Genomic DNA, 21189 nt, shown 5'->3' with positions numbered 1-21189 from the left:
CTCCGGCGCGAGGACCGACCGGCTCACTGCGTCGCGGCCGCGATGCCGGAGGTGAGGCCGGCGATGGTGTCCTCGGTGCTGCGCCCGCCGACGAAGGCCTGCTCCAGCTGCTCCTTGAGCACCGTGATGATCGCGGCCATGTCGGGCGAGGCGACCTGCGCCGAGTCGGACGCCTGGACGGTGCCCGCCTGGCCGAGGAACACTTCGGCGAGCTCGGGGCGCACGGCGAACTCGATGCCCGACTCCGTGAGGTCGCGGCGAGTGGGGAGGAGCGAGGCGCCGGCGCAGAAGTCGCGCATCGCCTCCTCCTCCGTCACGAACGCGAGGAAGGAGGCGGCCAGCTCCGGGTTCTTCGCGGCCTTGGTCGCGACGAGGGCGTTGCCGCCGAAGTCGCCGCCTCCGCGCACGTTGCGCGGGGAGTAGGTGGCGCCCCACTCGAAGTCGAGGGTGGAGTCGGCGTCGGGGATGAGGAACGCGCCGGCGAAGGTCATCGCGGTGGTCTGCGAGTACCAGAGGTCGCTGGCGTAGGTGGTCGCCTGCACGGAGCTGCTCGGTGGCACGAGGCCGTCGGTGAAGAAGCTGCGGCTGAAGTCGATCGCGGCGCGGCCGGCGGCGGAGTCGATCGCGGGCCCGGACAGGTCCTCGGTGAGGAAGCGGCCGTCGGCCTGGAACAGCAGGCTCAGCCAGCGCGTGACGCCGTTGCCCTGCCAGTTGTAGGCGAAGGGGTAGCGCTCGCCGGGGAGCGAGGCGCGCAGCTTCCGCCCGACCTCGGTGAACTCCTCCCAGGTCCACGCCTCCTCGGGCGAGGAGGGGAAGGAGGTGACGCCCGCGTCGGCCAGCACCTGGGTGTTGTAGAGGATCAGCGAGGTGTCGGTGTGGTGGGGGACGCCGAAGGGGCTCCCGCCGCTCTGCACTGCGGCCCAGGCCGGATCGGTGAACCGCTCGGCGACGTCGGAGTCGAGGAAGCCCGACAGGTCCAGGAGCTGGTCGCGGCCGGCGTAGCTGCCGAACGTGTAGTACGGGACCCGGAAGACGTCCGGCGGGTTCCCCGCCTGCAGCTGCGCGTCGATGTTGGTGAACATCTGCTCGTACGGGACCGCGTTGAGGGTCACGGTGGCGCCGGCGTTCGCCGACTGGAACGCGTCGATCGCGCGCTGGAAGCCGGCCAGCTCGGCGTCGGTGCCCCAGGTGGTGAAGGTGAGGGTGTCGCTGCCGGCGCTCGCCGCGGGGCCCGCGGGGGCGAAGCCGCAGCCGGAGAGGACCGGGACGGAGGCGGCGACGCCGAGCGCTCCGAGGAAGCGGCGGCGGTCGAGGACCGCGCGTCCGAGCTGCGAGAGGTCGAGAGCCCCCGCGGGGAGACCCTTGCCGGTCAGGCCCATGACGGCCTCCTTCCGGGGGCCAGCGGCAGGCTCCCGGGGGCAGGCTATTCCGGCAGGGCCGCGGGAATCGCGGCTGGACGGATCGGCCGATCCATGAGAGGCGCGGCCGATCCGCCCGGCGGACGCTCAGCCGCGGCGGCCGAGCATCCCCTCGAACGAGCCGTCGAGCGCCCACGGGTCGGGCGCGGAGCCCGAGCGGGAGGAGCGGGCGGCCTCGTCGGCCAGCTCGCGTCCGGCGCGCTCGATGCGCGAGGGCAGCGCCCGTCCGTCCTCGGTCGCGCCGCCCCAGTCGTCCGTCGCCGCGAACACGGTGGTCGCGAGGGGCGCCGCGTGCAGGTAGGTGAAGAGCGGGCGCATCGCGTAGTCGACGGCCAGGGAGTGGCGGGGGGACCCGCCCGTGGCCGCCAGCAGCACGGGCAGACCGCGCAGCGCCTCCGTGTCGAGCACGTCGACGAACGACTTGAAGAGCCCGCTGTAGCTGGTGGTGAAGATCGGCGTCACGGCGATCAGGCCGTCGGCGCCGGCGACCGCGTCGAGCGCGGTCTGCAGTGCGGGGCTCGCGAAGCCGGTGAGGAGGTTGTTCGTGACGTCGTGCGCGAGGTCGCGCAGCTCCACGACGCTCCGCTCGACGGCGAAGCCCTGCTCGGCGAGGGAGTACTCGGCGGCGTCGGCCAGGCGGTCGGCGAGCAGCCGGGTCGAGGACGGCTGGCTGAGGCCGGCCGAGAGGACGGTGATCCTGCGGGTGTCCATGGAGAGCTCCTGACTAGACGGTGACGGGCTCGGCCGCGGGCTGCGCGTCGCGCGCGGCCACGAGGGAGGCGTGGGTGGGGGCGTCGGGCACGTGCGAGGGGCGGCCCTCGGCGAAGCCGGCGCGGAGGGCGGGGAGGATCTCGCCGAGCATGTCCATCTGCTCCAGGACGGTCTTCAGCGGGAGTCCCGCGTGGTCCATCAGGAAGAGCTGGCGCTGGTAGTCGCCGACGTACTCGCGGAAGCCGAGGGTGCGGTCGATGATCTGCTGCGGGGAGCCGACGGTGAGCGGGGTCTGCTCCGTGAAGTCCTCGAGCGAGGGGCCGTGGCCGTAGACGGGGGCGTTGTCGAAGTAGGGGCGGAACTGCGAGACCGCGTCCTGCGAGTTCTTCGCCAGGAAGATCTGCCCGCCGAGGCCGACGATCGCCTGATCGGCGGTCCCGTGGCCGTAGTGCTCGAAGCGCTGGCGGTAGAGCTGCACCATCTTCTGGGTGTGCGAGGCGGGCCAGAAGATGTGGTTCGCGAAGAAGCCGTCGCCGTAGTAAGCGGCCTGCTCGGCGATCTGCGGGGAGCGGATCGATCCGTGCCACACGAACGGCGCGACGCCGTCGAGGGGGCGCGGGGTCGACTGGAAGCCCTGGAGGGGCGTGCGGAACTGGCCCTCCCAGTCGACGAAGTCCTCGGTCCACAGGCGGTGCAGCAGGTCGTAGTTCTCGATCGTCAGCTCGATGCCGCGGCGGATGTCCTTGCCGAACCACGGGTAGACGGGGCCGGTGTTGCCGCGGCCGAGCATCAGGTCGACGCGGCCGCCGGCGAGGTGCTGGAGCATCGCGTAGTCCTCGGCGAGCTTCACGGGGTCGTTCGTGGTGATGAGGGCCATCGCGGTGGAGAGCGTGATCCTCTCGGTCTTCGCCGCGAGGTAGCCGAGCGTGGTGGTGGGGGAGGAGGACCAGAACGGCGGGTTGTGGTGCTCGCCCAGGGCGAAGACGTCGAGGCCGATCTCCTCCGCCTTCAGCGCGATCGCGAGGGTCGCCTGGATCTTCTCGGACTCGGACGGGGTCCGTCCGGTCGTGGGGTCGGTCGTGATGTCGCTGACCGTGAAGATGCCGAACTGCATCAGGCGCTCCTTCTGTCCTCCGGCCCGGTGGGGCCTGGTCCATGCGTTTGCATGTACATCCTCATTCAACCACGTGCGGCCGGATCTATTCCCGAGGATGCCCGGGCCTCCGCCGGCCTGTCGGAGGACGGCGCCGGTGCCGTGCCCGGACGTCGCCGACCCGCCCCGCTCGCCCCGCGGCCGCCCGAAACATCCCCGCAATACGCCCCGCACTAGAGTCGTGCCATGGGTGACCTCTTCGACGGATACGGGTCCCAGAAGGTCGAGCGGCCCGACACGGGCGCCACCCCCTGGGACGAGATGTTCGCCGACGTGGCGTCGACCGGAGGCCCCGACGGGGTCCGCGGCGCCTACCGCGACATCTACTCCTCGCTCGCGCGGATGACCCAGGAGGAGCTGCGCGGCCGCACCGACGCGCTCGCCTCCTCCTACCTCGCGCAGGGCGTCACCTTCGACTTCGCGGGGGAGGAGCGGCCGTTCCCCCTCGACGCCGTCCCCCGGGTGATCGAGCGCGCCGAGTGGAACGAGGTGCAGACCGGCATCAAGCAGCGGGTCCGTGCTCTCGAGTCGTTCCTCGCCGACGTCTACGGCCCGCAGAACGCCGTGGCCGACGGCGTCATCCCCGCCGGGCTGATCTCGAGCTCCAGCCACTTCCACCGGCAGGCCGCGGGGATCGTCCCCGCGAACGGCGTGCGGATCCAGGTGTCCGGGATCGACCTGATCCGCGATGAGAAGGGCGGCTGGCGGGTCCTCGAGGACAACGTCCGAGTGCCCTCCGGCGTCTCCTACGTCATCTCGAACCGCCGGGTGATGGCGCAGACGCTGCCCGAGCTGTTCGTCTCGATGCGGGTGCGCCCGGTCGGCGACTACCCGAACAAGCTGCTGCAGGCCCTCCGCGCCTCCGCCCCCGAGGGCGTCGACGACCCGACCGTGGTCGTGCTCACCCCGGGCGTCTACAACTCCGCCTACTTCGAGCACACCCTCCTCGCCCGCCTCATGGGCGTGGAGCTGGTCGAGGGCCGCGACCTGTTCTGCACGGGCGGCAAGGTGTTCATGCGCACCACCTCCGGCCCGACCCGGGTCGACGTGATCTACCGCCGCGTGGACGACGAGTTCCTCGATCCGCTGCAGTTCCGCGCCGACTCGATGCTCGGCTCGCCCGGGCTGATGCTCGCGGCCCGGCTCGGGAACGTCACGATCGCCAACGCGGTCGGCAACGGCGTCGCCGACGACAAGCTCGTCTACACCTACCTGCCCGACCTCATCCGCTACTACCTCTCGGAGGAGCCGGTGATCAAGAACGTCGACACGTGGCGGCTCGAGGACCCGGGAGCGCTCGAGGAGGTGCTCGACCGCCTCGACGAGCTCGTCGTGAAGCCGGTCGACGGCTCCGGCGGCAAGGGCCTGGTCGTCGGGCCGGCCGCCTCGGCGAAGGAGCTCGCGGAGCTGCGCTCCCGCCTCCAGGCCGACCCGCGCGGCTGGATCGCGCAGCCGGTCGTGCAGCTCTCCACCATCCCCACCCTCGTCGACGACGGGATGCGCCCCCGGCACGCCGACCTGCGGCCCTTCGCCGTGAACGACGGCACCGACGTCTGGGTGCTGCCCGGCGGCCTGACCCGCGTCGCGCTCCCCGAGGGGCAGCTCGTCGTCAACTCGTCGCAGGGCGGCGGATCGAAGGACACCTGGGTGGTCGGCCTCGAGGAGGCGCGCAGCGCCGATCCCGAGGCGCGCGACATCCAGGCGCTCGTCGCCGAGCAGGCCGCGGTCACCAGCTCCATCCCGATCGTCTACCCGCTCAACCACACGCCCGACCACTCGCCGCAGGACGCGCCGAACACCGACCAGGACCAGCAGCAGCAGCAGCAGACGCTCGCGGCGGGGGAGGACGACTGATGCTCTCCCGGATCGCCGAGTCGCTGTTCTGGATCGGCCGCTACATCGAGCGGTCCGACGGCACCGCCCGCATCCTCGACGTCCACCTCCAGCTCCTGCTCGAGGACCCGTGGATCGACGAGGACACGGCCTGCCGCTCGCTCCTGTCGGTGATGGGCTCGACCCCGCCCGACGACATGCGCGAGATCACCCGTGCCGACGTGCTGGCGATCCTCGCGATCGACCGCACGAACCCCGCCTCGATCGCCTACTCGCTCGGCGCGGCCCGCGAGAACGCCCGCCGGGCGCGCGAGATCGTCTCGACCGAGCTCTGGGAGTGCCTCAACACCACGCGCACCCGCATGCCGCGCCGCGTCTCGGGCGAGCGGGTGTCGGAGTTCTTCAGCTGGGTGAGGGAGCGCTCCGCCCTCGCCGTCGGCATCATCGAGTCGGCGACCTCGCGCGACGAGGCCTGGCAGTTCTTCACGCTCGGCCGCTCGATCGAGCGCGCCGACATGACCGCCCGCCTGCTCGCCACCCGCTCGCTGACCGAGGCGAGCGGCCCCTCCTGGACCACGATCCTCCGCTCCTGCGGCGCCTACGAGGCGTACCTGCGCACCTACCGGGGCGTGCCGAGCGCGCGGAACGCGGCGGAGTTCCTCCTCCTGGACCGGCTGTTCCCGCGCTCGATCCTCTTCTCGGTCTCGCGGGCGGAGGCGTGCATGCGCGACATCGAGCCGCGCACCGGCCGCATCGGCCACTCCGGCGACGCGCAGCGCGTCCTCGGGCGGATCCGCAGCGAGCTGGAGTTCCGGCCGATCACCGACATCCTCGAGGACCTGCCGCGGCACATGGACAGCGTGCAGGAGGCGACCTCGGCCGCGTCCGAGGCGATCCGCCAGCGGTACTTCCCCACCAACGTCATGCCGAGCTGGATCGGGGAGGCGCTGTGAGCAGGCTGCGCATCAGGCACACCACGGGCTTCACCTACGCGGGGGACGTGGTCGCGTCCTACAACGAGGCGCGGATGCTCCCCGCCTCCTCGGACGGGCAGCTGGTGCTGTTCTCGAACCTCGATATCCGGCCGGTGACCTCGGTGCACGCCTACACCGACTACTGGGGCACCCGCGTCTCGTCGTTCGACGTGCTCGACGCCCACCGCGAGCTCTCGCTGACGGCGACCTCGCTCGTCGAGATCCGGCCGAAGCAGCACCCCGACCACCCGACCGGGTGGGATCAGCTGTCCGAGCAGGTCGAGACGCGCACCGAGTACGTGGAGCAGTCGAAGCAGACCCACCGCACCGCGCCGCCGGAGGACCTCGCGGCGATGGCGCGCTCGCTCGCGGACGAGGCGGCCGGGCCGTGCGAGGCCGCGCTCACGATCGCCGAGACGATCGGCCGGGCGATGACCTACCGGCAGGGCGTCACCGGCGTGCACTCCACCGCGACGGAGTCGTGGACCGCGCGCGAGGGCGTCTGCCAGGACATCACGCACATCGTGCTCGGGGCTCTGCGCTCGGTGGGCATCCCGGCGCGCTACGTCTCGGGCTACCTGCACCCCAAGCCGCACGCCGAGATCGGCGAGACCGTGGTGGGGGAGTCCCACGCCTGGGTCGAGTGGTTCTGCGGAGGAGCCTGGCGCGGCTACGACCCGACGAACCTGATCGACATCGGCGACCGCCACGTCATCGTCGGCCGGGGCCGCGACTACAACGACATCGCGCCGTTGCGCGGGGTGTTCGCCGGGCCCCGCTCGTCGAAGCTCTTCGTCCGCGTCGAGATCACCCGCGAGGCCTGAGGGCGGGCGGCGGTCGCGCCCCGCGTCGGGGGCGACCCGTCGAGTGGGCGGTCCGCGGATCCGCCCGGCGTGCGGACCGGCCGACGGGGCTTAGGCGCGCGGACGCAGCAGGGGGACTCCGCCGGTGGCGGGCAGAGCCTCCGGCCCGGGGGCCGCGAGCCGGGCGGCGCGGCGCAGGCGGAGGTGGAAGGCGAGTCCGATGGCGGCCGCCGCGATCCCGGAGGCGGCGCCGACCAGCATCGCCTGGCGCGGACCGTAGGCGTTCGCGACCCAGCCGATCAGCGGTGCGCCGATCGGGGTGCCGCCGACGAAGATCGCCATGTACAGCGCCATGACCCGGCCCCGCATCTCGGGGGCGGTCGAGAGCTGCACGTAGCCGTTGGCCGAGGTCATCAGCGTCTGCGCCGCGATGCCGACGAAGGGGAGCAGGATCGCGAACGCCCAGACCGTCGGCATGACGCCGGCCAGCGCGAGCGCGACGCCGAACGCTGCGGAGGCGCCGACGATGAGCCGGAGCCTCGGGCGGTCGCGGCGAGCCGAGAGGAGCGCCCCCAGCACCGAGCCGACGGCGATGGCGGAGGAGAGCAGGCCGAACTCGCTCGCCCCCATGTCGAACTCGACCGTCGCCATCGTCGAGGCGAAGATCGGGAAGTTCAGGCCGAAGGTGCCGATCAGGAACACGATCGCGAGCACCACGAGGATGTCCGGCCGCTTCGACACGTAGCGGAACCCGTCCAGCAGCGCACCCGGGCCGCGGGTGGCGCGCGGGGCGCTGCGGAGCTGGTCGCGGTGGAGCGCGCGCAGCGAGAGCAGGACGGCGAGGAAGCTCGCGGCGTTGAGGAGGAAGACCCAGCCGGAGCCGACCGCGGCGATCAGCACGCCCGCGAGGGCCGGTCCGATCATCCGCGCCGAGTTGAAGGAGGCCGAGTTCAGCGACACGGCGTTGGTGAGGTCGCGCTCCTCGACCAGCGCCGAGACGAACGTCTGGCGCACGGGCGCGTCGATCGCCGCGGCGAAGCCGAGCAGCAGGGCGAAGAGGTAGACCATCCAGAGCTGGACGACCCCGGTCACGACGATGAGTCCCAGGCCGAGGCCGAGCGCGCCCATCGCGCCCTGGGTGGCCATCAGGAGCTTCCGCCGGTCGAAGCGGTCGGCGATGAAGCCGGAGAAGGGGACCATCACGAGCTGCGGTCCGAACTGCAGCGCCATGGTGACGCCGAGCGCCGTCGCGTCGTGGTCGGTCAGGTCGTTGATCACGATCCAGTCCTGGGCCGTGCGCTGCATCCAGGTGCCGACGTTCGAGACCATCGCGCCCGCGAACCAGATGCGGTAGTTCGGCACGGCGAGGGAGCGGAACATCGCGCTCATCGGTCGGCCACCGCGCGCAGGACCGCTGCCGCGTCGTGGAGCAGGCGCAGGTCCTCGGGAGGGAGCTCCTCGAGGCGCGCCACGAGCCAGGCGTCGCGGCTGCGGCGCACGTCGAGCACCAGTGCGGTGCCGGCCGGGGTGGGGCGGATGCGGGTGACGCGGCCGTCGGCGGGGTCGGCGAGGCGCTCCGCGAGTCCTTCGTCGACCAGGCAGCCGACCGTGCGGGTCATCGAGGGCGGGCGGACCCGCTCCGCCTCGGCCAGCTCGCCGAGGGTCTTCGCGCCCTCGCGGTGCAGGAGCGCGAGCACGCTGAACTGCGGATCGCTGAGCTCGTGCTGGGCCTTCTCCTGCCGGAGCCGCCGTCCGAGCCGGCCGACCGCTGCCCGCACCTCGCCCGCGAGGGAGGTCAGCGGGAGATCGGTCTGCGGGGTCTGGATCTCAGCGGTCTCGGTCGATGGCACATAGTTAGCCTAACAAAAGAACCGCCGCTCAGGCGGAGGTCCGCGCGGTCCGCACCGCTCCGATGCTCGCGGCGACCACGAGCGCGATCCCGACGGCCTCGACGGCGCTGAGGCGCTGGCCGAGCACGAGGAAGCCCGAGAGCGCGGCCGCCCCGGGGGAGAGCGACATCAGGATCGAGAAGGTCGAGGAGCGCAGGCGCCGCAGCGCCAGCAGCTCCAGCGCGTAGGGCACCGCGGAGGAGAGCACCGCCACGGCGAGCCCGAGGAGCAGCACCGGCGGCACCACCAGGGCGGGCCCGGCGGAGGCGAGGCCGAACGGCAGCGACACGATCGCGCCGGCCGCCAGCGCCAGCGCGAGCCCGTCGATCCCCTGGAACCGCCCGCCGGTGCGGCCGGCGAAGACGATGTACGCGGCCCAGAGCACTGCGGCTCCCAGCGCGAAGCCGACGCCGACCGGGTCCAGCGCTGAGAACCCGCCCTGCGACAGGGTCACCACCCCGGCCAGCGCGAGCACCGCCCAGACCAGGCTCAGCACGCTCCTCCCGGCGATCACCGAGAGCGTCAGCGGCCCGAGCACCTCGAGGGTGACGGCGGCGCCCTGCGGGATCCGGGCGATGGCCTCGTAGTAGCAGGCGTTCATCCCGCCGAGGGCGAGACCGTAGGCGGCGACGGTGGCCCAGTCGCTCCGGCTGTGGCCGCGCAGCCGCGGACGGCAGACCAGGAGCAGCACGACGGCCGAGAACACCAGCCGGAGCGTGACGGTGCCGATCGGCCCCGCGGCGGGGAAGAGCAGCACGGCGAAGGAGGCGCCCAGCTGCACGCTCGCGACCGACCCGAGCACCAGGCCGATCGAGCCCGCGCTCGCCGGGCGCCGCTCCGGAGCGGCCGCTGCGCTCAGCTGGAGCGCCGCTGCGTCTGGACGGGCGGGACGTTGTAGCCGAGCAGGCCGACGCCGGTCGCGTCCCAGCGCAGCGTGGTCAGCGAGACGTTGTCGACCACCGGGAAGGTGTGCCGGTAGGTCTCGGGGTTGATGCCGAGGTAGGCGCACAGCAGGAGGCGGATGAGCGTGCCGTGCGCGACGACGAGCACGCGGCCGTCGGGGTGCTCGCGGTGGATGCGGGCGAGCGAGGTGTTCGCGCGGGCGACGGCGTCGAGGCCGGACTCGCCGCCGGGCATCGGCTGGATGGCCGGCGCCGCGACCCACGCGTGGTACTCGTCCGGGAAGCGCTTCTCCATCTCGTCGGTGGTCAGCCCCTCACCGCGGCCGAAGTCGACCTCGACCAGCGCCGGGTCGGGCTGCAGCTCGAGGTGGGCCGCCCGCGCGGCGGGCACGGCGGTGCGCACGGCCCGGACCAGGGTGGAGGAGTACACCGCCTCGAGGTCGGCGTCGACGGCCCAGGCGGCCAGAGTCGCCGCCTGGTCCTGGCCCCGGGGGGTCAGCGCGATGTCGGAGGAGCCCGCGAAGCGGTTCTCGGAGTGCCAGACAGTCTCTCCGTGCCGGGCGAGGATCAGGGTCGTCACCCCCTGAGCCTACCGACCGTGCGGGCCCGCGGGCCCCGCGCTCAGGCGGCGGGGACGCCGTAGTGCGCGTCGACCATCACCGGGAGGTGGTCCGAGACGCCCTGGGGCAGCGTGGAGACCCGCTCGATCCGCACGGAGTCGCTGATCGCGAAGTCGAAGTGGCCGCTGAAGTAGCGGTAGCGCGCGTAGGTGGGGGAGTCGCTCCGCGAGACCAGGTAGCCGTTCCGGGTCATCCGGCGGTCGAGTCCGCGGAAGAACCACGGGTAGTTGTAGTCGCCGACCATCAGGGAGGGGGTGTCCGGCGCGTACTCGCGCAGCCGGTTGAGCGCCTCGTCGATCTGCTTGCGGCGCAGGGCGTTGCCGGCCGAGAGCGGGGCGGCGTGGAAGGAGGAGACGGCGATCGATCCGCCGTCGCGGTCGTCGAGGCGGACGGCCAGCAGGCGCTCGTGAGCGGGGGACATCACCCGGTCGTGCATGGACTTGCTGAGCTCGAACGCGGCGCTGCCGGAGAGCTCGAAGCGGTCCTGCGAGTAGTAGACGGCAAGGCCCAGGCGGTTGCGGGCGGTGACGGACGCGAGCCGGAGCGAGCCCACCTCCTGCGGCAGCTTCGTGGTGTCGCACTCCTGCAGGCACAGCACGTCGATGTCGTGGCGGGCGGCGAGGGGGGCGATCTCGGCGTGCGCTCGGTGCTCCCGGAGGTTGTAGGAGATCACGCGGAGGGCGCGTTCGGTCGGCTGCATTTCGCCAGTGTAGGGCGCGCCGACCGAGCGCCGGCCGACCCTCCGGCGAACACGGAGGGACCTCCTCGGAACACGGTCGGAACGTTCGCCGACCGGCCGGGGAGGTCCCTCGCGGAGCCGTGTCAGTGCTGCTCGGTGCCCGAGGCGTCGGTCTCGGCGTCGGTGCCGTGGACGCCGTCGGTGGGGCCCCAGTCGGGCAGCGGGGGGTTCTGCTCCTCGCCGTCGGCGCCGACGCCGTCGGCCAGGGGGGAGGCCGCGCCGCCGACCTCGTCGAGGCCCGCGGAGGTGCCGGTCTCGGTGGCGGGGTCGGGCGTGCGCGCGCCGTCGGTCGTGTCGGTGCCGTCGGTCGTGTCGGTGGGGGTGGGCTCGATGTCGTAGTCGGAGCTGCTCATGTCCCGACGCTACGACTCCGCCGCCCGCGGGGGCACCCCCTTGCGCTCCCGTGAACGACGGAGGCCCCCCGCACCGGGAAGGTGCGAGGGGCCTCCGAAGGGGGAGTGCTCAGCGTCCATAGGCGGAGGCGGCGGGGCAGTCGAACGGGTCGCCGCCGGCCGACAGGCCGACCTTGTTGAGGTAGCGGACGACGATCGCGTACGACTCCATCAGCGAGGTCTCGGTGTAGGGGATCTGGTGGGTGGTGCAGTACTCCTTGGCGATGACCTGCGCACGGCGCAGCGCCGGGCGGGGCATGTTCGGGAAGAGGTGGTGCTCCACCTGGTAGTTGAGGCCGCCCATGTAGAGGTCGGTGAACCAGGTGCTGCGGATGCTGCGCGAGGTGAGGACCTGGCGGCGGAGGAAGTCGACGCGCGCCTCCTTCGGCAGCAGCGGCATGCCCTTGTGGTTCGGCGCGAACGAGGCGCCCATGTAGAGGCCGAAGACGCCCAGCTGCACGCCGACGAAGGCGAACGCCATGCCGAGGGGGAGGGCCCAGAAGACGACGGCGAGGTAGAGGCCGACGCGGGTGACGAGCATGGTGATCTCGACCCAGCGCTTGTCGACCTTGCCCTTGCCGAACACGGTGCGGAAGCCGTGCAGGTGCAGGTTGAGGCCCTCGAGCAGCAGGAGCGGGAAGAACGCGTAGCCCTGGCGGCGGGTGAGCCAGGCGTAGAGGCCGCGCGAGCGGGCCGCGTCCTCGGCGGTGAAGGAGACGACGTCGCGCTCGATGTCCGGGTCCTTGCCCAGCACGTTCGGGTTCGCGTGGTGGCGGCTGTGCTTGGTCATCCACCAGGAGTAGCTGATGCCGACGAAGAGGTTCGCGAGGGTGCGGCCGGCGACGTCGTTGGCCTTGCCGGACTCGAACACCTGGCGGTGCGAGGCCTCGTGGGCGAGGAAGGCGAACTGGGTCAGCACGATGCCGAGGGCGGCGGCGAGCAGGAGCTGGAACCAGGAGTCGCCCAGCAGGACGAAGCCGGTGACGATGCCGCCGAGCGCGAGGACCAGCGCGCCGAACATCGTGTAGTAGAAGCCGGTGCGGCGGCGGAGGAGCCCCGCGTCGCGGACCGTGCTGAGGAGACCGGAGTACTCGGTCGTCGGGTTGACGCGGCCGTCGGCGCGCGGACGGGTGCGGACGACGCGGGGGGCGCCTCCGGTGACGGACGTGGTGGTGGGGGTGCTCATCGGCGCCTCGCTCTTCGTGGTGACCGTCGGCGTCGACGGTCTCTCGGCGAGCGATCCCGACGGGGGCGGTCCGCTCATGGTTCACCGCGTCGGTAGGGGCCGGACGCGGCATCAGGGCGACCGGGGTCAAGGGCAACCTGGTGTGAACACTACGGGGACGGCGGCGGCACCGCACCATGGCGATTGCCAGCCTTCGCCCCGCGCGTGTCGGGAAGGGTGGGTTGCGCCTCCGGCGGGACCGCCGCCGGAGGCGCACGGGCTCAGGAGCCGATCGAGTCCTGCGGGCGGCCGGACTTGAGCGCGGCGAGGCGCGCCTCCACCTCGGTCATCTCACCGAGGTCCTCGAGCGACTCGAACTGCGCGTCCAGGCTCGAGGAGGCGAGCTCCTCCGCGCCGCGGACGCGCGCCTCCTCGCGGCGGATCTTCTGCTCGAAACGGCTCACCTCGCTCGTCGGGTCCATCAGGTCGATGCTCTTCACGGCGTCCTGGACCTGGCTCTGCGCCTCGACGGTCTTCGAGCGCGCGATCAGCTCGTCGCGCTTGCTCGAGAGCTGCTGCAGCTTCTCGCGCATCTGGTTCAGGCCCGACTTGAGCTTGTCGACGACCTCGGTCTGCGAGGCGATGGTCGGCTCGGCGTCCTTCGCCTCCTTCTCGGACTGGATCTGGCGCTGCAGAGCGACCTTGGCCAGCGCGTCGAACTTGTCGGCGTCGCCGGCGCTCCCGCCGGTGCGCAGCTCGTCGGCCTTGCGGCTCGCGGCGAGGGCCTTGCCGCCCCACTCCTGGGCGTTCTGCACGTCCTCGCGGTAGTCGTCCTCGAGCAGGCGCAGGTTGCCGATCGTGGTGGCGATCGCCGCCTCGGCGTCGCGGATGCTGTCGGTGTAGTCGCGGACCATCTGGTCGAGCATCTTCTGCGGATCCTCGGCCTGGTCGAGGAGCGCGTTGATGTTGGCCTTCGCGAGCTGCGCGATGCGGCCGAAGATCGACTGTCTCTGAGCCATGGGTGTCTCTCCTTGCGTCGTGGGTGGTGCCGGATGTCGGAGGTGGTGCCGGAGTCGTGGGGGAGGTGGTGGTCGTCGGTCCTGCGCGGATGCCCGGGGGCGCTCAGAAGCGCCCGCCGCCGCCGCGGCGTCCGCCTCCGCCGCTGCTGCGCCCGCCGCCGAAGCCGCCGCCGCCGGAGCGCCGGGACGAGCCGCCGCCGCCGAAGCCGCCGCTGAACCCGCCTCCGCCGAAGCCGCCCGAGCGATAGCCGCTGCGCCGTCCGCCTCCCAGGAGCGATTCGACCAGGATCCCGCCGAGGAACGCGCCGGTCGTGTCTCCTCCGTAGGGGCTGCCGACGGCGTTCGGGGCGGAGTAGGAGCCGGCGTCGGCCCGCGCCCGCTCGAGCGCCTGCTGGGCGAGCTGCGAGGCGCGCTGGGCGGAGGCGAGAGCCTCGCGGGGGTCGGTGGCGGCGATGCGCTCGGCGTACTCGGCCGAGCGGGCGGCCTCGGCGACGCGGGTGCGCGCCTCCGAGCCGACCGCGCCGCGGCGGGCCGCGATGAAGTCCTCGGCGGCCGAGACGCGGCTGCGGGCGGAGGTGAGCTCGGCGCCGAGGGCGGCCCGCTCGCGCTCGCGCTGGGCCTGCGCGTCGCGGAACCCGCCGACGGCGGCATCGATCGTGGCGTCGGCGGCGGTGAGCGCCTCGAGCAGGGCGAGCGGGTCGTTCGGCCGCACGGAGGCGGCGCGCTCGACGTCGTCGAGGGCGGCCTCGGTCGAGGCGACCGCCGCGGCGACGTTCTGCGCCTGGGCGGCGGACTCCGCGTCCTGGGAGGCGGCGAGCGCTCGTCCCTGCGCCACGTCGGCGCGGATCTCGGCGACGCGGCTGGCGAGCGACGCCTCCGCCTTCTGCAGCTCGTCGCCGCGCGTCGCCACCGCGTCGACGAGCCCGGAGGCCTGCTCGGCGGCCTGCTGCCCGGCGCGCAGCAGCACGGCGGCGCGGCCGGAGTCGCCGGCCTGCAGCGCCTGCTGGACGCCGGCGAGCTGGTCGCGGGTGAAGCGGAGGCGGTCCTCGGCCTGGTCGGCGTCGTCGCCCACGTCGTCGATCGCGGTCGGCGCGTAGCGGGAGGCGAGCTCGGCGAGGCGGGCGCGGGCCGACGGGAGGCGGTCGCCGACCTCGGCGGCGCGGGCCGAGAGCGCGGCGGCGACCTGCGGCGCGTTCTTCTCGAGGTCGCGCAGCTCCTCGAACGCACTCGCGCGCTCGTCGAGCGTCTGCTCGGCGTCGGCGCAGAGCTGGAGGATGCGCTGGTAGCCGTCGCGGCGCTCCTGATCGGTCTCCGGCTCGGCGTCGTCGAGACGCTGCTGCAGGGTGAAGGCCTCGCCGAGCAGGCGCTTCGCGGTGACGAGCGCCTCGCGGAACGCGCCGGTCGCGTCGGCGCCGAACTGCGCCTCCGCGAAGCCGACCTCCTGCTCGCTGGTGCGGACGGCGTCGTCGGCGTGGACGAGGGCCGACCCGGCACGGGTGGCGAGCTCGTCGATCGAGGCCTCCACCGCCTCCTGGGCGCGGCGCTTCCGCGCGCGGCGGACGAGCAGCAGCACCACGAGGCCGATCACGACGAGCGCCGCGAGCACGCCGAGCGCGATCAGCAGCCCCGAGCCGAGGGACTCGCCGGCGCTGGGCGCGTCGAGGCGCTGCCCGATCCCGTCGGCGGCGGCCACCGCGGCTCCGGCCCAGTCGCTGTCGGCGAGCCTCGGCTCGATGTCGTCGGACTGGAGCGAGGAGACCTGCGTGTCGTCGAGGGCGAAGCCCTGCGCGACCGACACCTGGTACTGGCGGGCGTCGACCGCGACGGCCAGGAGGACGTCGTCGGTGCCCAGTCCGTTGCGGGTCGCGGTCTCGTCCGCCCACGCGGCGCGGTCGGACGGATCCGTGAAGGAGTCGACGAAGGCGACGAACAGCTGCACGCGGTGCTGGTCGTAGAGGGCCCGCGAGGCCTGCTCGATCTCGGCGGTCTCTCCGGAGCTCAGCACCCCGACCGAGTCGAGGACGGTGGAGGAGGAGAAGGAGACGGGCGACTCGGCCGTCGCCGCGGTCGCGGGGACCAGCGCGAGGACCGCGGCGATCAGGAGGGCCGCGAGCGCCGGCAGCAGCCGGGAGCTCACGGGGTGGTGGGGTCTCGCCGGCATCGCGCACACTCCTTCGTCGTCGCCTCCCGAGTGTAGACAGCCCGGGTGTCCGAGCAGGAGTCGGGAGGCGGCAGGCCGTCGACCGCGTGCCCGGGGCGCGGGGGATGGGAGAACGCCGGGAGGAGGAATGACCGTGCTCCGCTCGCGGTTGCCGCCCGGAGTGCGCCGCAGGTGCACGTGCCTCCCCCTCAGGGCAGCCCCTGAGACAGCTCCGTAGAAAGGCGATCCCGTGGATCCGTTCTCCCCCCTCACCGCCGGCGACCTCGACCTCCCCAACCGCATCGTCCTGGCACCGATGACGCGACTGCGCTCCGACGAGCAGGGCGTGCCCGGCGCGATCGTCGCCGAGTACTACGCCCAGCGCGCGAGCATGGGCCTGCTGATCAGCGAGGGCGTCTTCCCCAGCGCCGAGTCCAAGGGCTACGCCGGGCAGCCCGGCATCGAGACCGACGCGCAGGCCGCGGGCTGGCGCGCCGTCGCCGACGCCGTGCACGCCGCGGGCGGGCGCATCGTCATGCAGCTGATGAACGCGGGCCGCGTCTCGCACACCGAGATCACCGGCACCGACCGCATCGTCGCCCCGAGCGCCGTCGCCATCGACGGAGAGGTGCACACCCCCTCCGGCAAGAAGCCGTTCCCGGTGCCGCACGCGCTGACCACCGAGGAGCTGGCGACCGTCCGCGACGAGTTCGTCGCCGCCGCCCGCCGCGCGATCGACGCCGGCTTCGACGGAGTCGAGGTGCACGGCGCCAACGGCTACCTGCTGCACGAGTTCCTCTCGCCCGTCTCGAACGTGCGCACCGACCAGTACGGCGGGACCCCGGCCGAGCGCGCCGCGTTCCCGCTCGAGGTCACCCGCGCGATCGTCGACGAGGTCGGAGCGGGCCGCGTCGGCATCCGCCTCTCGCCGGCCCACAACATCCAGGACGTCGTCGAGACCGACGCCGACGACGTGCGCGCCACCTACGAGGCCGTCGTCGACGGGCTCGCCCCGCTCGGCCTGGCCTACCTCAGCGTCCTGCACGCCGAGCCCGCCGGCGAGCTGGTCCAGGACCTCCGCTCGCGCTTCGACGGCGTCTTCATCGCCAACAGCGGCTTCGGCTCGCCGACCAGCCGCGAGGAGGCGACCGAGCTGATCAGCGAGGGCCACGCCGACGCCGTGGCCGTCGGCCGCCCGGCGATCGCCAACCCCGACCTGGTCGAGCGCTGGCAGGGCGGGCACCCCGAGAACGAGGTCGTCCAGGAGACGGTCTACGGCGGAGGAGCCGAGGGCTACACCGACTACGAGCCCCTCTCGGCGTAGTCGCGACTCACGCGGAAGGCCCGCTCCCTCGAGGGGGAGCGGGCCTTCCGCGTACCGGGGGGATCAGCTCTCGCTGCCCCGGCTCTTCAGCTCGGACTCGATGCGGGCGTCCTGCTCGGGCGAGAGCTCGTGGTCCTCGTCCTCCGGGCCGGCCGTCTCGCCGACGCGGCCCTCGCCCAGGGCGTGGATCGAGGTGATCTCGTCCTCGAGCGCGGCGTCGCGGTCGTGCTCGCTCACGAGCCGGTCTCGATCTCCCCGGCGGAGACGGCCTCGGCGTACTTGCGGAGGTCCGGGCCGGGCTCGAAGTCGATGAAGCGGTCCTTGAGGCGCGCGTTCAGCTCCGCGAACACGTCCTCCCAGGGCTCGCCCTTCTTGCTCGTCGCGAGGTCGAGCACCGCCTCGCGGAGGACCCTGTCCGAGTCCTCGAGGATCTTGTCGCGGGCTTCGTCGTTCCAGCGGATGTCCTGTGCGTCCATGCTCCGACCGTAGGCGCGGGGCCGGGGCGCCCCAAGGACTTGCGGGCGGGGGGCGGGAGGCGTAGGAGCCCCCGCCGCTCCGCGCTCAGGAGAGCGCCGGCAGCACCTCGCGCTCGAACAGCTCGATGCCGGACCGATCGTAGGCGGCGTCCGGGAAGTAGAGGATGCCGTAGTCCATCCCGCGCGACTGCATGCCGGCGAGCCGGTCGACGATCTGCGAGGGAGTGCCGACCGCGAGCGCGTCGGGGCTGCGGTACTCGGCGACGAAGGACGCCGCTCCCTCCGCGCCGAGGTACGGGACCACGCGCTCCTCGAGACGCTGCAGCGCCGCCTCGACCTCCGCCTCCGTCTCGCCGATCACGACGTTGTAGTTCGAGCTCCGGGTGATCGCCGAGAAGTCGGTGCCCAGGCGCTCGCAGTGCCCGCGGAGGACCGAGCTCTTGTGGTCGAACGCCTCCGGGGTCCCGGCGAAGTTCGTGTACTGCGCGTACTGGGCCGCGATCCGCAGCGTGACCTTCTCGCCGCCGCCGGCGACCCACAGCGGGATGCCGCCCTCCTGCAGGGGCAGCGGCCGGTTCTGCGCGCCGTCCACCTGGTAGTAGCGGCCGTCGAGGGTCGCGGACCCGGTCGTCCAGGCCTGCTGCAGGATCTGCACTCCCTCGTCGAGCCGGCCCAGCCGCTCGGCGATCGGCGGGAAGCCGTAGCCGTACGCGCGCCACTCGTGCTCGTACCAGCCGCCGCCGATGCCCATCTCGACCCGCCCGCCCGAGACGATGTCGACGGTCGTCGCGACCTTGGCGAGGTAGGCGGGGTTCCGGTAGCCCATGCAGGTGCACATCTGGCCCAGCCGCACGCGCGACGTGGTGGCGCCGAACGCGCTCATCAGCGACCACGCCTCGTGCGTCGCCTCCTCCGTCACCTGCGGGACGGTGTGGAAGTGGTCGTAGACCCAGATCGACTCCCAGGCGCCGTCGTCGGCGTGCCGGGCGAGGTCGCTCATGGTGCGCCACTGGTCGGCGGCCGGGACGCCGACGAGGTCGTGGCGCCAGCCCTGGGGGATGAAGAGTCCGAATCGCATGCCGCCGACCCTAGGGCGGCCCGGCCTCCGAGGTCGAGGGGGTCGCGGTGCTCGCGTACGCTTCCGACCGATGCTGACCTTCACAGAGGATCTCGGACTCCCCGTCCTCGCGCTGATGATCCTCGCCGCCTTCGCGGCCGGCTGGATCGACGCGGTCGTGGGCGGCGGCGGACTCCTCCAGCTCCCCGCCCTGCTCCTCGTGCCGGGGATCTCGCCCGTGCAGGCGCTCGCCACGAACAAGCTGGCCTCGATCTTCGGCACGACCACCAGCGCGATCACCTACTACCGGCGCGCGAAGCCCGATCTGCGCACCGCACTGCCGATGGCGGCGGTCGCCCTCGTGGGCAGCTACGGAGGCGCGACGCTCGCCGGCCTCCTCCCGGCCGCGGTGTTCAAGCCGATCATCGTCGTCGCGCTGATCGTGGTCGCCGTCGTGACGATCGCCCGCCCGGCACTGGGCAGCGTCACGGTGCTCAAGCACGCGGGCCGGCGCCACCTCGTCACGGCGGCCGTGCTGGGACTCCTGATCGGCTTCTACGACGGCCTGATCGGACCGGGCACCGGGACCTTCCTGATCATCGCCCTGATCACCGCGCTGGGCTACGACTTCCTGCTCGCCAGCGCCAAGGCGAAGATCGTCAACGTCGCGACCAACCTCGGCGCCCTGCTCTACTTCGTGCCGGGCGGGCACGTGATCTGGCTGCTGGGCCTCCTGATGGGCGCCGCCAACGTGGCGGGCGCGTACCTCGGCTCGCGGATGGCCGTCGCTCGTGGCAGCCGCTTCATCCGGGTCGCGTTCCTCGTCGTGGTCGGCGCCCTCATCCTCAAGGTCGGCTCCGACGTCTGGACCGAGAACCTGGCGCCGCTGCTGCGCTAGCGCGGGCTGCGGGACCGAGCCGCGGAACGAGGACGGGACCCCCGCCGAAGCAAGGGGTCCCGTTCTCGTTCCGATCGCTCGGCGCTCCGGCGCTCCGCTTCGCCGACGTCAGCCGAAGGGGATCGAGCCGACCAGCACGCCGACGGCGAGCATGACCAGCGAGACGACGACCGCTCGCCACAGCACCTTGCGGTGGTGGTCGCCGAGGTTCACCGCGGCGAGGGAGACGAGCAGGAGGATCGCCGGGACCAGCGGGCTCTGGAGGTGCACCGGCTGCCCGGTGATGGAGGCGCGCGCCATCTCGACCGGCGAGATGCCGTAGTTCGCCGCGCTCTCGGAGAGCACGGGGAGGATGCCGTAGTAGAACGCGTCGTTCGACATGAAGAAGGTCATCGGGATGCTGAGCACGCCGGTGATCACGGCGAGGAACGGTCCGAGCGCCGGCGGGATCACCGCGACGACCCACTCCGCCATGGCGTCGACCATGCCGGTGCCGTTGAGGACGCCGATCAGCACACCGGCCGCCAGCACCATCGACACGACGCCCACGATGCTCGGCGCGTGCTTGACGATCTCGGCCGCCTGGTCCTTCATCTTCGGGAAGTTGATCAGGAGGGCGACCGCGGAGCCGACCATGAACACGTAGGGCAGCGGCAGGATGTCGGCGACCAGCAGCGTCATCACCGCGAGGGTCAGGACCAGATTCACCCAGATCAGCTTCGGGCGCAGCGTCTCGCGCTCGGGGTCGAGCATCGTGTCGGCCATCGCGGTGTCGGCGTCGTCGGCCTGCACGCGGGCGGCGACCGCCACCTGGGCTCCGCGCAGGGCCTGGGGACCGCGGAGGAAGGAGAAGCGCTCCCGGGCGACGGTGCGGATGCCCCCGGTCAGCGCCGCGAGGCCGCCGGTGCGGGCGCCGCCCGAGCGGGAGGAGGAGCCGCGGCCGGCGCCGACGAGCTCCTGCTCGAGCATCGGCTCGGCCAGCGCGAGCGAGCCGAGGCGACGGCGCTCGCCGAGCCCGAGGAACCAGGCGAAGACGAGCGTGACGGCCAGGCCCACCGCGAGCGAGGGGAGCATCGGCACGAAGATCTCGCTCGGCGAGACCTGGAGGGCCGCGGCGGCGCGCACCGTCGGTCCGCCCCAGGGGACGATGTTGAGCGTTCCGTTGGCCAGGCCCGCGACGCAGGTCAGCACGACCGGGTTCATCCCCAGGCGCAGGTAGATCGGGAGCATCGCGGCGGTGGTGACGATGAAGGTGGTCGAGCCGTCGCCGTCGAGCGAGACCGCGCCGGCGAGCAGCGCCGTGCCGAGCACGACCTTCGCCGGGTCGTCGCCGAGCGCGCGGACGATGAAGCGGATCAGCGGGTCGAAGAGCCCGACGTCGATCATGATCCCGAAGTACATGATCGCGAACATCAGCAGCGCGGCCGTGGGCGCGAGGCTGCCGATCGCCTCGAGGACCATGTCGCCGATGCCGAGGCCGGCGCCCGCGAAGAGGCCGAAGATCGTCGGCACGACGATCAGGGCGACCATCGGCGTCAGCCGCTTGGTCATGATCAGGGCCATGAAGGCCAGGATCATGGTGAAACCGAGTACTACCAACACAGCTGACTCCTTCGTCCAGTGCCTCCGCCCGCGCTCGGCGGGAGAGCCGGCCGGGAGATGGTGGAAACCCTAGG

21 protein-coding genes are annotated in these 21189 nt (G+C 72.6%); 5 read left to right on the top strand and 16 right to left on the bottom strand.

Annotation, left to right across the window (positions count from 1 at the left end; translation table 11 throughout):
* Positions 1 to 23: 23 nt before the first annotated feature.
* The 3 genes from GSU40_RS13125 to GSU40_RS13115 all read right to left on the bottom strand — a co-directional run bounded on the left by GSU40_RS13125 (position 24) and on the right by GSU40_RS13115 (position 3243).
* Positions 24 to 1379: a sugar ABC transporter substrate-binding protein gene (locus GSU40_RS13125; RefSeq protein ID WP_160035235.1), complete on the bottom strand. Its 1356-nt coding sequence runs from the start codon at positions 1377 to 1379 to the stop codon at positions 24 to 26.
* A 126-nt stretch (positions 1380 to 1505) separates the two neighbouring features.
* Positions 1506 to 2129 carry an FMN reductase gene (locus GSU40_RS13120; protein WP_160035233.1) on the bottom strand — a complete coding sequence of 208 codons (624 nt, stop codon included), beginning with the start codon at positions 2127 to 2129 and terminating at the stop codon, positions 1506 to 1508.
* Between the two features lie 13 nt (positions 2130 to 2142).
* Entirely contained in the window at positions 2143 to 3243 is a 1101-nt protein-coding gene (locus GSU40_RS13115) for an LLM class flavin-dependent oxidoreductase (protein ID WP_104223849.1), read from the bottom strand.
* A gap of 225 nt (positions 3244 to 3468) precedes the next feature.
* Here GSU40_RS13115 and GSU40_RS13110 point away from each other — a divergent pair, with 225 nt between their 5' ends.
* Genes GSU40_RS13110 through GSU40_RS13100 form a run of 3 tightly spaced genes read left to right on the top strand, consistent with a single transcriptional unit; the run spans position 3469 to position 6913 of the window.
* Positions 3469 to 5136 (top strand): circularly permuted type 2 ATP-grasp protein, encoded by a 1668-nt coding sequence (locus GSU40_RS13110; protein ID WP_160035231.1) that lies wholly within the window; start codon positions 3469 to 3471, stop codon positions 5134 to 5136.
* Positions 5136 to 6068 carry an alpha-E domain-containing protein gene (locus tag GSU40_RS13105; protein ID WP_104223851.1) on the top strand — a complete coding sequence of 311 codons (933 nt, stop codon included), beginning with the start codon at positions 5136 to 5138 and terminating at the stop codon, positions 6066 to 6068. The genes GSU40_RS13110 and GSU40_RS13105 overlap by 1 nt, the downstream gene beginning before the upstream one ends.
* The gene (locus GSU40_RS13100) at positions 6065 to 6913 is read left to right on the top strand and encodes a transglutaminase family protein (RefSeq protein WP_104223852.1); all 849 of its coding nucleotides are present in this window, start codon (positions 6065 to 6067) and stop codon (positions 6911 to 6913) included. Before GSU40_RS13105 ends, GSU40_RS13100 begins: the two co-directional genes overlap by 4 nt.
* A 90-nt stretch (positions 6914 to 7003) precedes the next feature.
* On the opposite strand, the gene GSU40_RS13095 is transcribed toward GSU40_RS13100, so the two are convergent.
* The 9 genes from GSU40_RS13095 to GSU40_RS13055 all read right to left on the bottom strand — a co-directional run bounded on the left by GSU40_RS13095 (position 7004) and on the right by GSU40_RS13055 (position 15779).
* Entirely contained in the window at positions 7004 to 8281 is a 1278-nt protein-coding gene (locus tag GSU40_RS13095; protein WP_160035229.1) for an MFS transporter, read from the bottom strand.
* A complete protein-coding gene (locus tag GSU40_RS13090; protein WP_244229481.1) occupies positions 8278 to 8742 on the bottom strand; it encodes a MarR family transcriptional regulator in 465 nt (154 codons plus the stop codon). The genes GSU40_RS13095 and GSU40_RS13090 overlap by 4 nt, the downstream gene beginning before the upstream one ends.
* Before the next feature lie 28 nt (positions 8743 to 8770).
* Positions 8771 to 9583: an EamA family transporter gene (locus GSU40_RS13085; protein WP_244229480.1), complete on the bottom strand. Its 813-nt coding sequence runs from the start codon at positions 9581 to 9583 to the stop codon at positions 8771 to 8773.
* 53 nt (positions 9584 to 9636) lie between these two features.
* The gene (locus GSU40_RS13080; protein WP_104223854.1) at positions 9637 to 10263 is read right to left on the bottom strand and encodes a histidine phosphatase family protein; all 627 of its coding nucleotides are present in this window, start codon (positions 10261 to 10263) and stop codon (positions 9637 to 9639) included.
* Between the two features lie 41 nt (positions 10264 to 10304).
* Positions 10305 to 11003, bottom strand: a complete 699-nt coding sequence (locus GSU40_RS13075; RefSeq protein ID WP_104223855.1) for an endonuclease/exonuclease/phosphatase family protein — start codon at positions 11001 to 11003, stop codon at positions 10305 to 10307.
* A gap of 122 nt (positions 11004 to 11125) precedes the next feature.
* Entirely contained in the window at positions 11126 to 11395 is a 270-nt protein-coding gene (locus GSU40_RS13070) for a hypothetical protein (RefSeq protein ID WP_104226203.1), read from the bottom strand.
* Positions 11396 to 11504: 109 nt separating this feature from the next.
* Positions 11505 to 12620, bottom strand: a complete 1116-nt coding sequence (locus GSU40_RS13065; protein WP_104226226.1) for an acyl-CoA desaturase — start codon at positions 12618 to 12620, stop codon at positions 11505 to 11507.
* A 260-nt stretch (positions 12621 to 12880) separates the two neighbouring features.
* Complete coding sequence (locus tag GSU40_RS13060; protein ID WP_104223858.1) at positions 12881 to 13618, bottom strand: PspA/IM30 family protein; 738 nt, start codon at positions 13616 to 13618, stop codon at positions 12881 to 12883.
* A gap of 103 nt (positions 13619 to 13721) precedes the next feature.
* A complete protein-coding gene (locus tag GSU40_RS13055) occupies positions 13722 to 15779 on the bottom strand; it encodes a TPM domain-containing protein (protein WP_160035227.1) in 2058 nt (685 codons plus the stop codon).
* A gap of 229 nt (positions 15780 to 16008) precedes the next feature.
* On the opposite strand from GSU40_RS13055, the gene GSU40_RS13050 reads away from it, so the two are divergent.
* A complete protein-coding gene (locus GSU40_RS13050) occupies positions 16009 to 17082 on the top strand; it encodes an alkene reductase (RefSeq protein WP_104238614.1) in 1074 nt (357 codons plus the stop codon).
* A 63-nt stretch (positions 17083 to 17145) separates the two neighbouring features.
* On the opposite strand, the gene GSU40_RS13045 is transcribed toward GSU40_RS13050, so the two are convergent.
* The 3 genes from GSU40_RS13045 to GSU40_RS13035 all read right to left on the bottom strand — a co-directional run bounded on the left by GSU40_RS13045 (position 17146) and on the right by GSU40_RS13035 (position 18636).
* Positions 17146 to 17319: a hypothetical protein gene (locus GSU40_RS13045; protein ID WP_160035225.1), complete on the bottom strand. Its 174-nt coding sequence runs from the start codon at positions 17317 to 17319 to the stop codon at positions 17146 to 17148.
* A complete protein-coding gene (locus GSU40_RS13040) occupies positions 17316 to 17558 on the bottom strand; it encodes a hypothetical protein (protein WP_068251275.1) in 243 nt (80 codons plus the stop codon). The genes GSU40_RS13045 and GSU40_RS13040 overlap by 4 nt, the downstream gene beginning before the upstream one ends.
* A gap of 85 nt (positions 17559 to 17643) precedes the next feature.
* Positions 17644 to 18636 carry an LLM class F420-dependent oxidoreductase gene (locus tag GSU40_RS13035; protein ID WP_104223861.1) on the bottom strand — a complete coding sequence of 331 codons (993 nt, stop codon included), beginning with the start codon at positions 18634 to 18636 and terminating at the stop codon, positions 17644 to 17646.
* A gap of 70 nt (positions 18637 to 18706) precedes the next feature.
* Between GSU40_RS13035 and GSU40_RS13030 the strand changes: the two genes are divergently transcribed.
* Positions 18707 to 19513: a TSUP family transporter gene (locus GSU40_RS13030; protein WP_160035223.1), complete on the top strand. Its 807-nt coding sequence runs from the start codon at positions 18707 to 18709 to the stop codon at positions 19511 to 19513.
* Positions 19514 to 19621: 108 nt separating this feature from the next.
* Here the strand turns inward: GSU40_RS13030 and GSU40_RS13025 are convergent, their stop codons facing one another.
* On the bottom strand, positions 19622 to 21091 hold the full coding sequence (locus tag GSU40_RS13025) for an SLC13 family permease (RefSeq protein WP_104233156.1): 1470 nt from the start codon (positions 21089 to 21091) through the stop codon (positions 19622 to 19624).
* Positions 21092 to 21189: the final 98 nt, after the last annotated feature.

The organism is Rathayibacter sp. VKM Ac-2805, assembly GCF_009834265.1.
GTDB lineage: Bacteria > Actinomycetota > Actinomycetes > Actinomycetales > Microbacteriaceae > Rathayibacter.
This window is presented reverse-complemented; position numbering and strand designations above follow the sequence as displayed.

Excerpts from the sequence above, each read along its gene's own strand:
- GSU40_RS13110 (WP_160035231.1), top strand. The coding sequence starts at position 3,469 with ATGGGTGACCTCTTCGACGGATACGGGTCCCAGAAGGTCGAGCGGCCC.
- GSU40_RS13060 (WP_104223858.1), bottom strand. The coding sequence starts at position 13,618 with ATGGCTCAGAGACAGTCGATCTTCGGCCGCATCGCGCAGCTCGCGAAG.
- GSU40_RS13070 (WP_104226203.1), bottom strand. The coding sequence starts at position 11,395 with ATGAGCAGCTCCGACTACGACATCGAGCCCACCCCCACCGACACGACC.
- GSU40_RS13065 (WP_104226226.1), bottom strand. The coding sequence starts at position 12,620 with ATGAGCACCCCCACCACCACGTCCGTCACCGGAGGCGCCCCCCGCGTC.
- GSU40_RS13125 (WP_160035235.1), bottom strand. The coding sequence starts at position 1,379 with ATGGGCCTGACCGGCAAGGGTCTCCCCGCGGGGGCTCTCGACCTCTCG.
- GSU40_RS13025 (WP_104233156.1), bottom strand. The coding sequence starts at position 21,091 with ATGATCCTGGCCTTCATGGCCCTGATCATGACCAAGCGGCTGACGCCG.
- GSU40_RS13115 (WP_104223849.1), bottom strand. The coding sequence starts at position 3,243 with ATGCAGTTCGGCATCTTCACGGTCAGCGACATCACGACCGACCCCACG.
- GSU40_RS13105 (WP_104223851.1), top strand. The coding sequence starts at position 5,136 with ATGCTCTCCCGGATCGCCGAGTCGCTGTTCTGGATCGGCCGCTACATC.
- GSU40_RS13075 (WP_104223855.1), bottom strand. The coding sequence starts at position 11,003 with ATGCAGCCGACCGAACGCGCCCTCCGCGTGATCTCCTACAACCTCCGG.
- GSU40_RS13040 (WP_068251275.1), bottom strand. The coding sequence starts at position 17,558 with ATGGACGCACAGGACATCCGCTGGAACGACGAAGCCCGCGACAAGATC.
- GSU40_RS13120 (WP_160035233.1), bottom strand. The coding sequence starts at position 2,129 with ATGGACACCCGCAGGATCACCGTCCTCTCGGCCGGCCTCAGCCAGCCG.
- GSU40_RS13055 (WP_160035227.1), bottom strand. The coding sequence starts at position 15,779 with ATGCCGGCGAGACCCCACCACCCCGTGAGCTCCCGGCTGCTGCCGGCG.
- GSU40_RS13030 (WP_160035223.1), top strand. The coding sequence starts at position 18,707 with ATGCTGACCTTCACAGAGGATCTCGGACTCCCCGTCCTCGCGCTGATG.
- GSU40_RS13035 (WP_104223861.1), bottom strand. The coding sequence starts at position 18,636 with ATGCGATTCGGACTCTTCATCCCCCAGGGCTGGCGCCACGACCTCGTC.
- GSU40_RS13095 (WP_160035229.1), bottom strand. The coding sequence starts at position 8,281 with ATGAGCGCGATGTTCCGCTCCCTCGCCGTGCCGAACTACCGCATCTGG.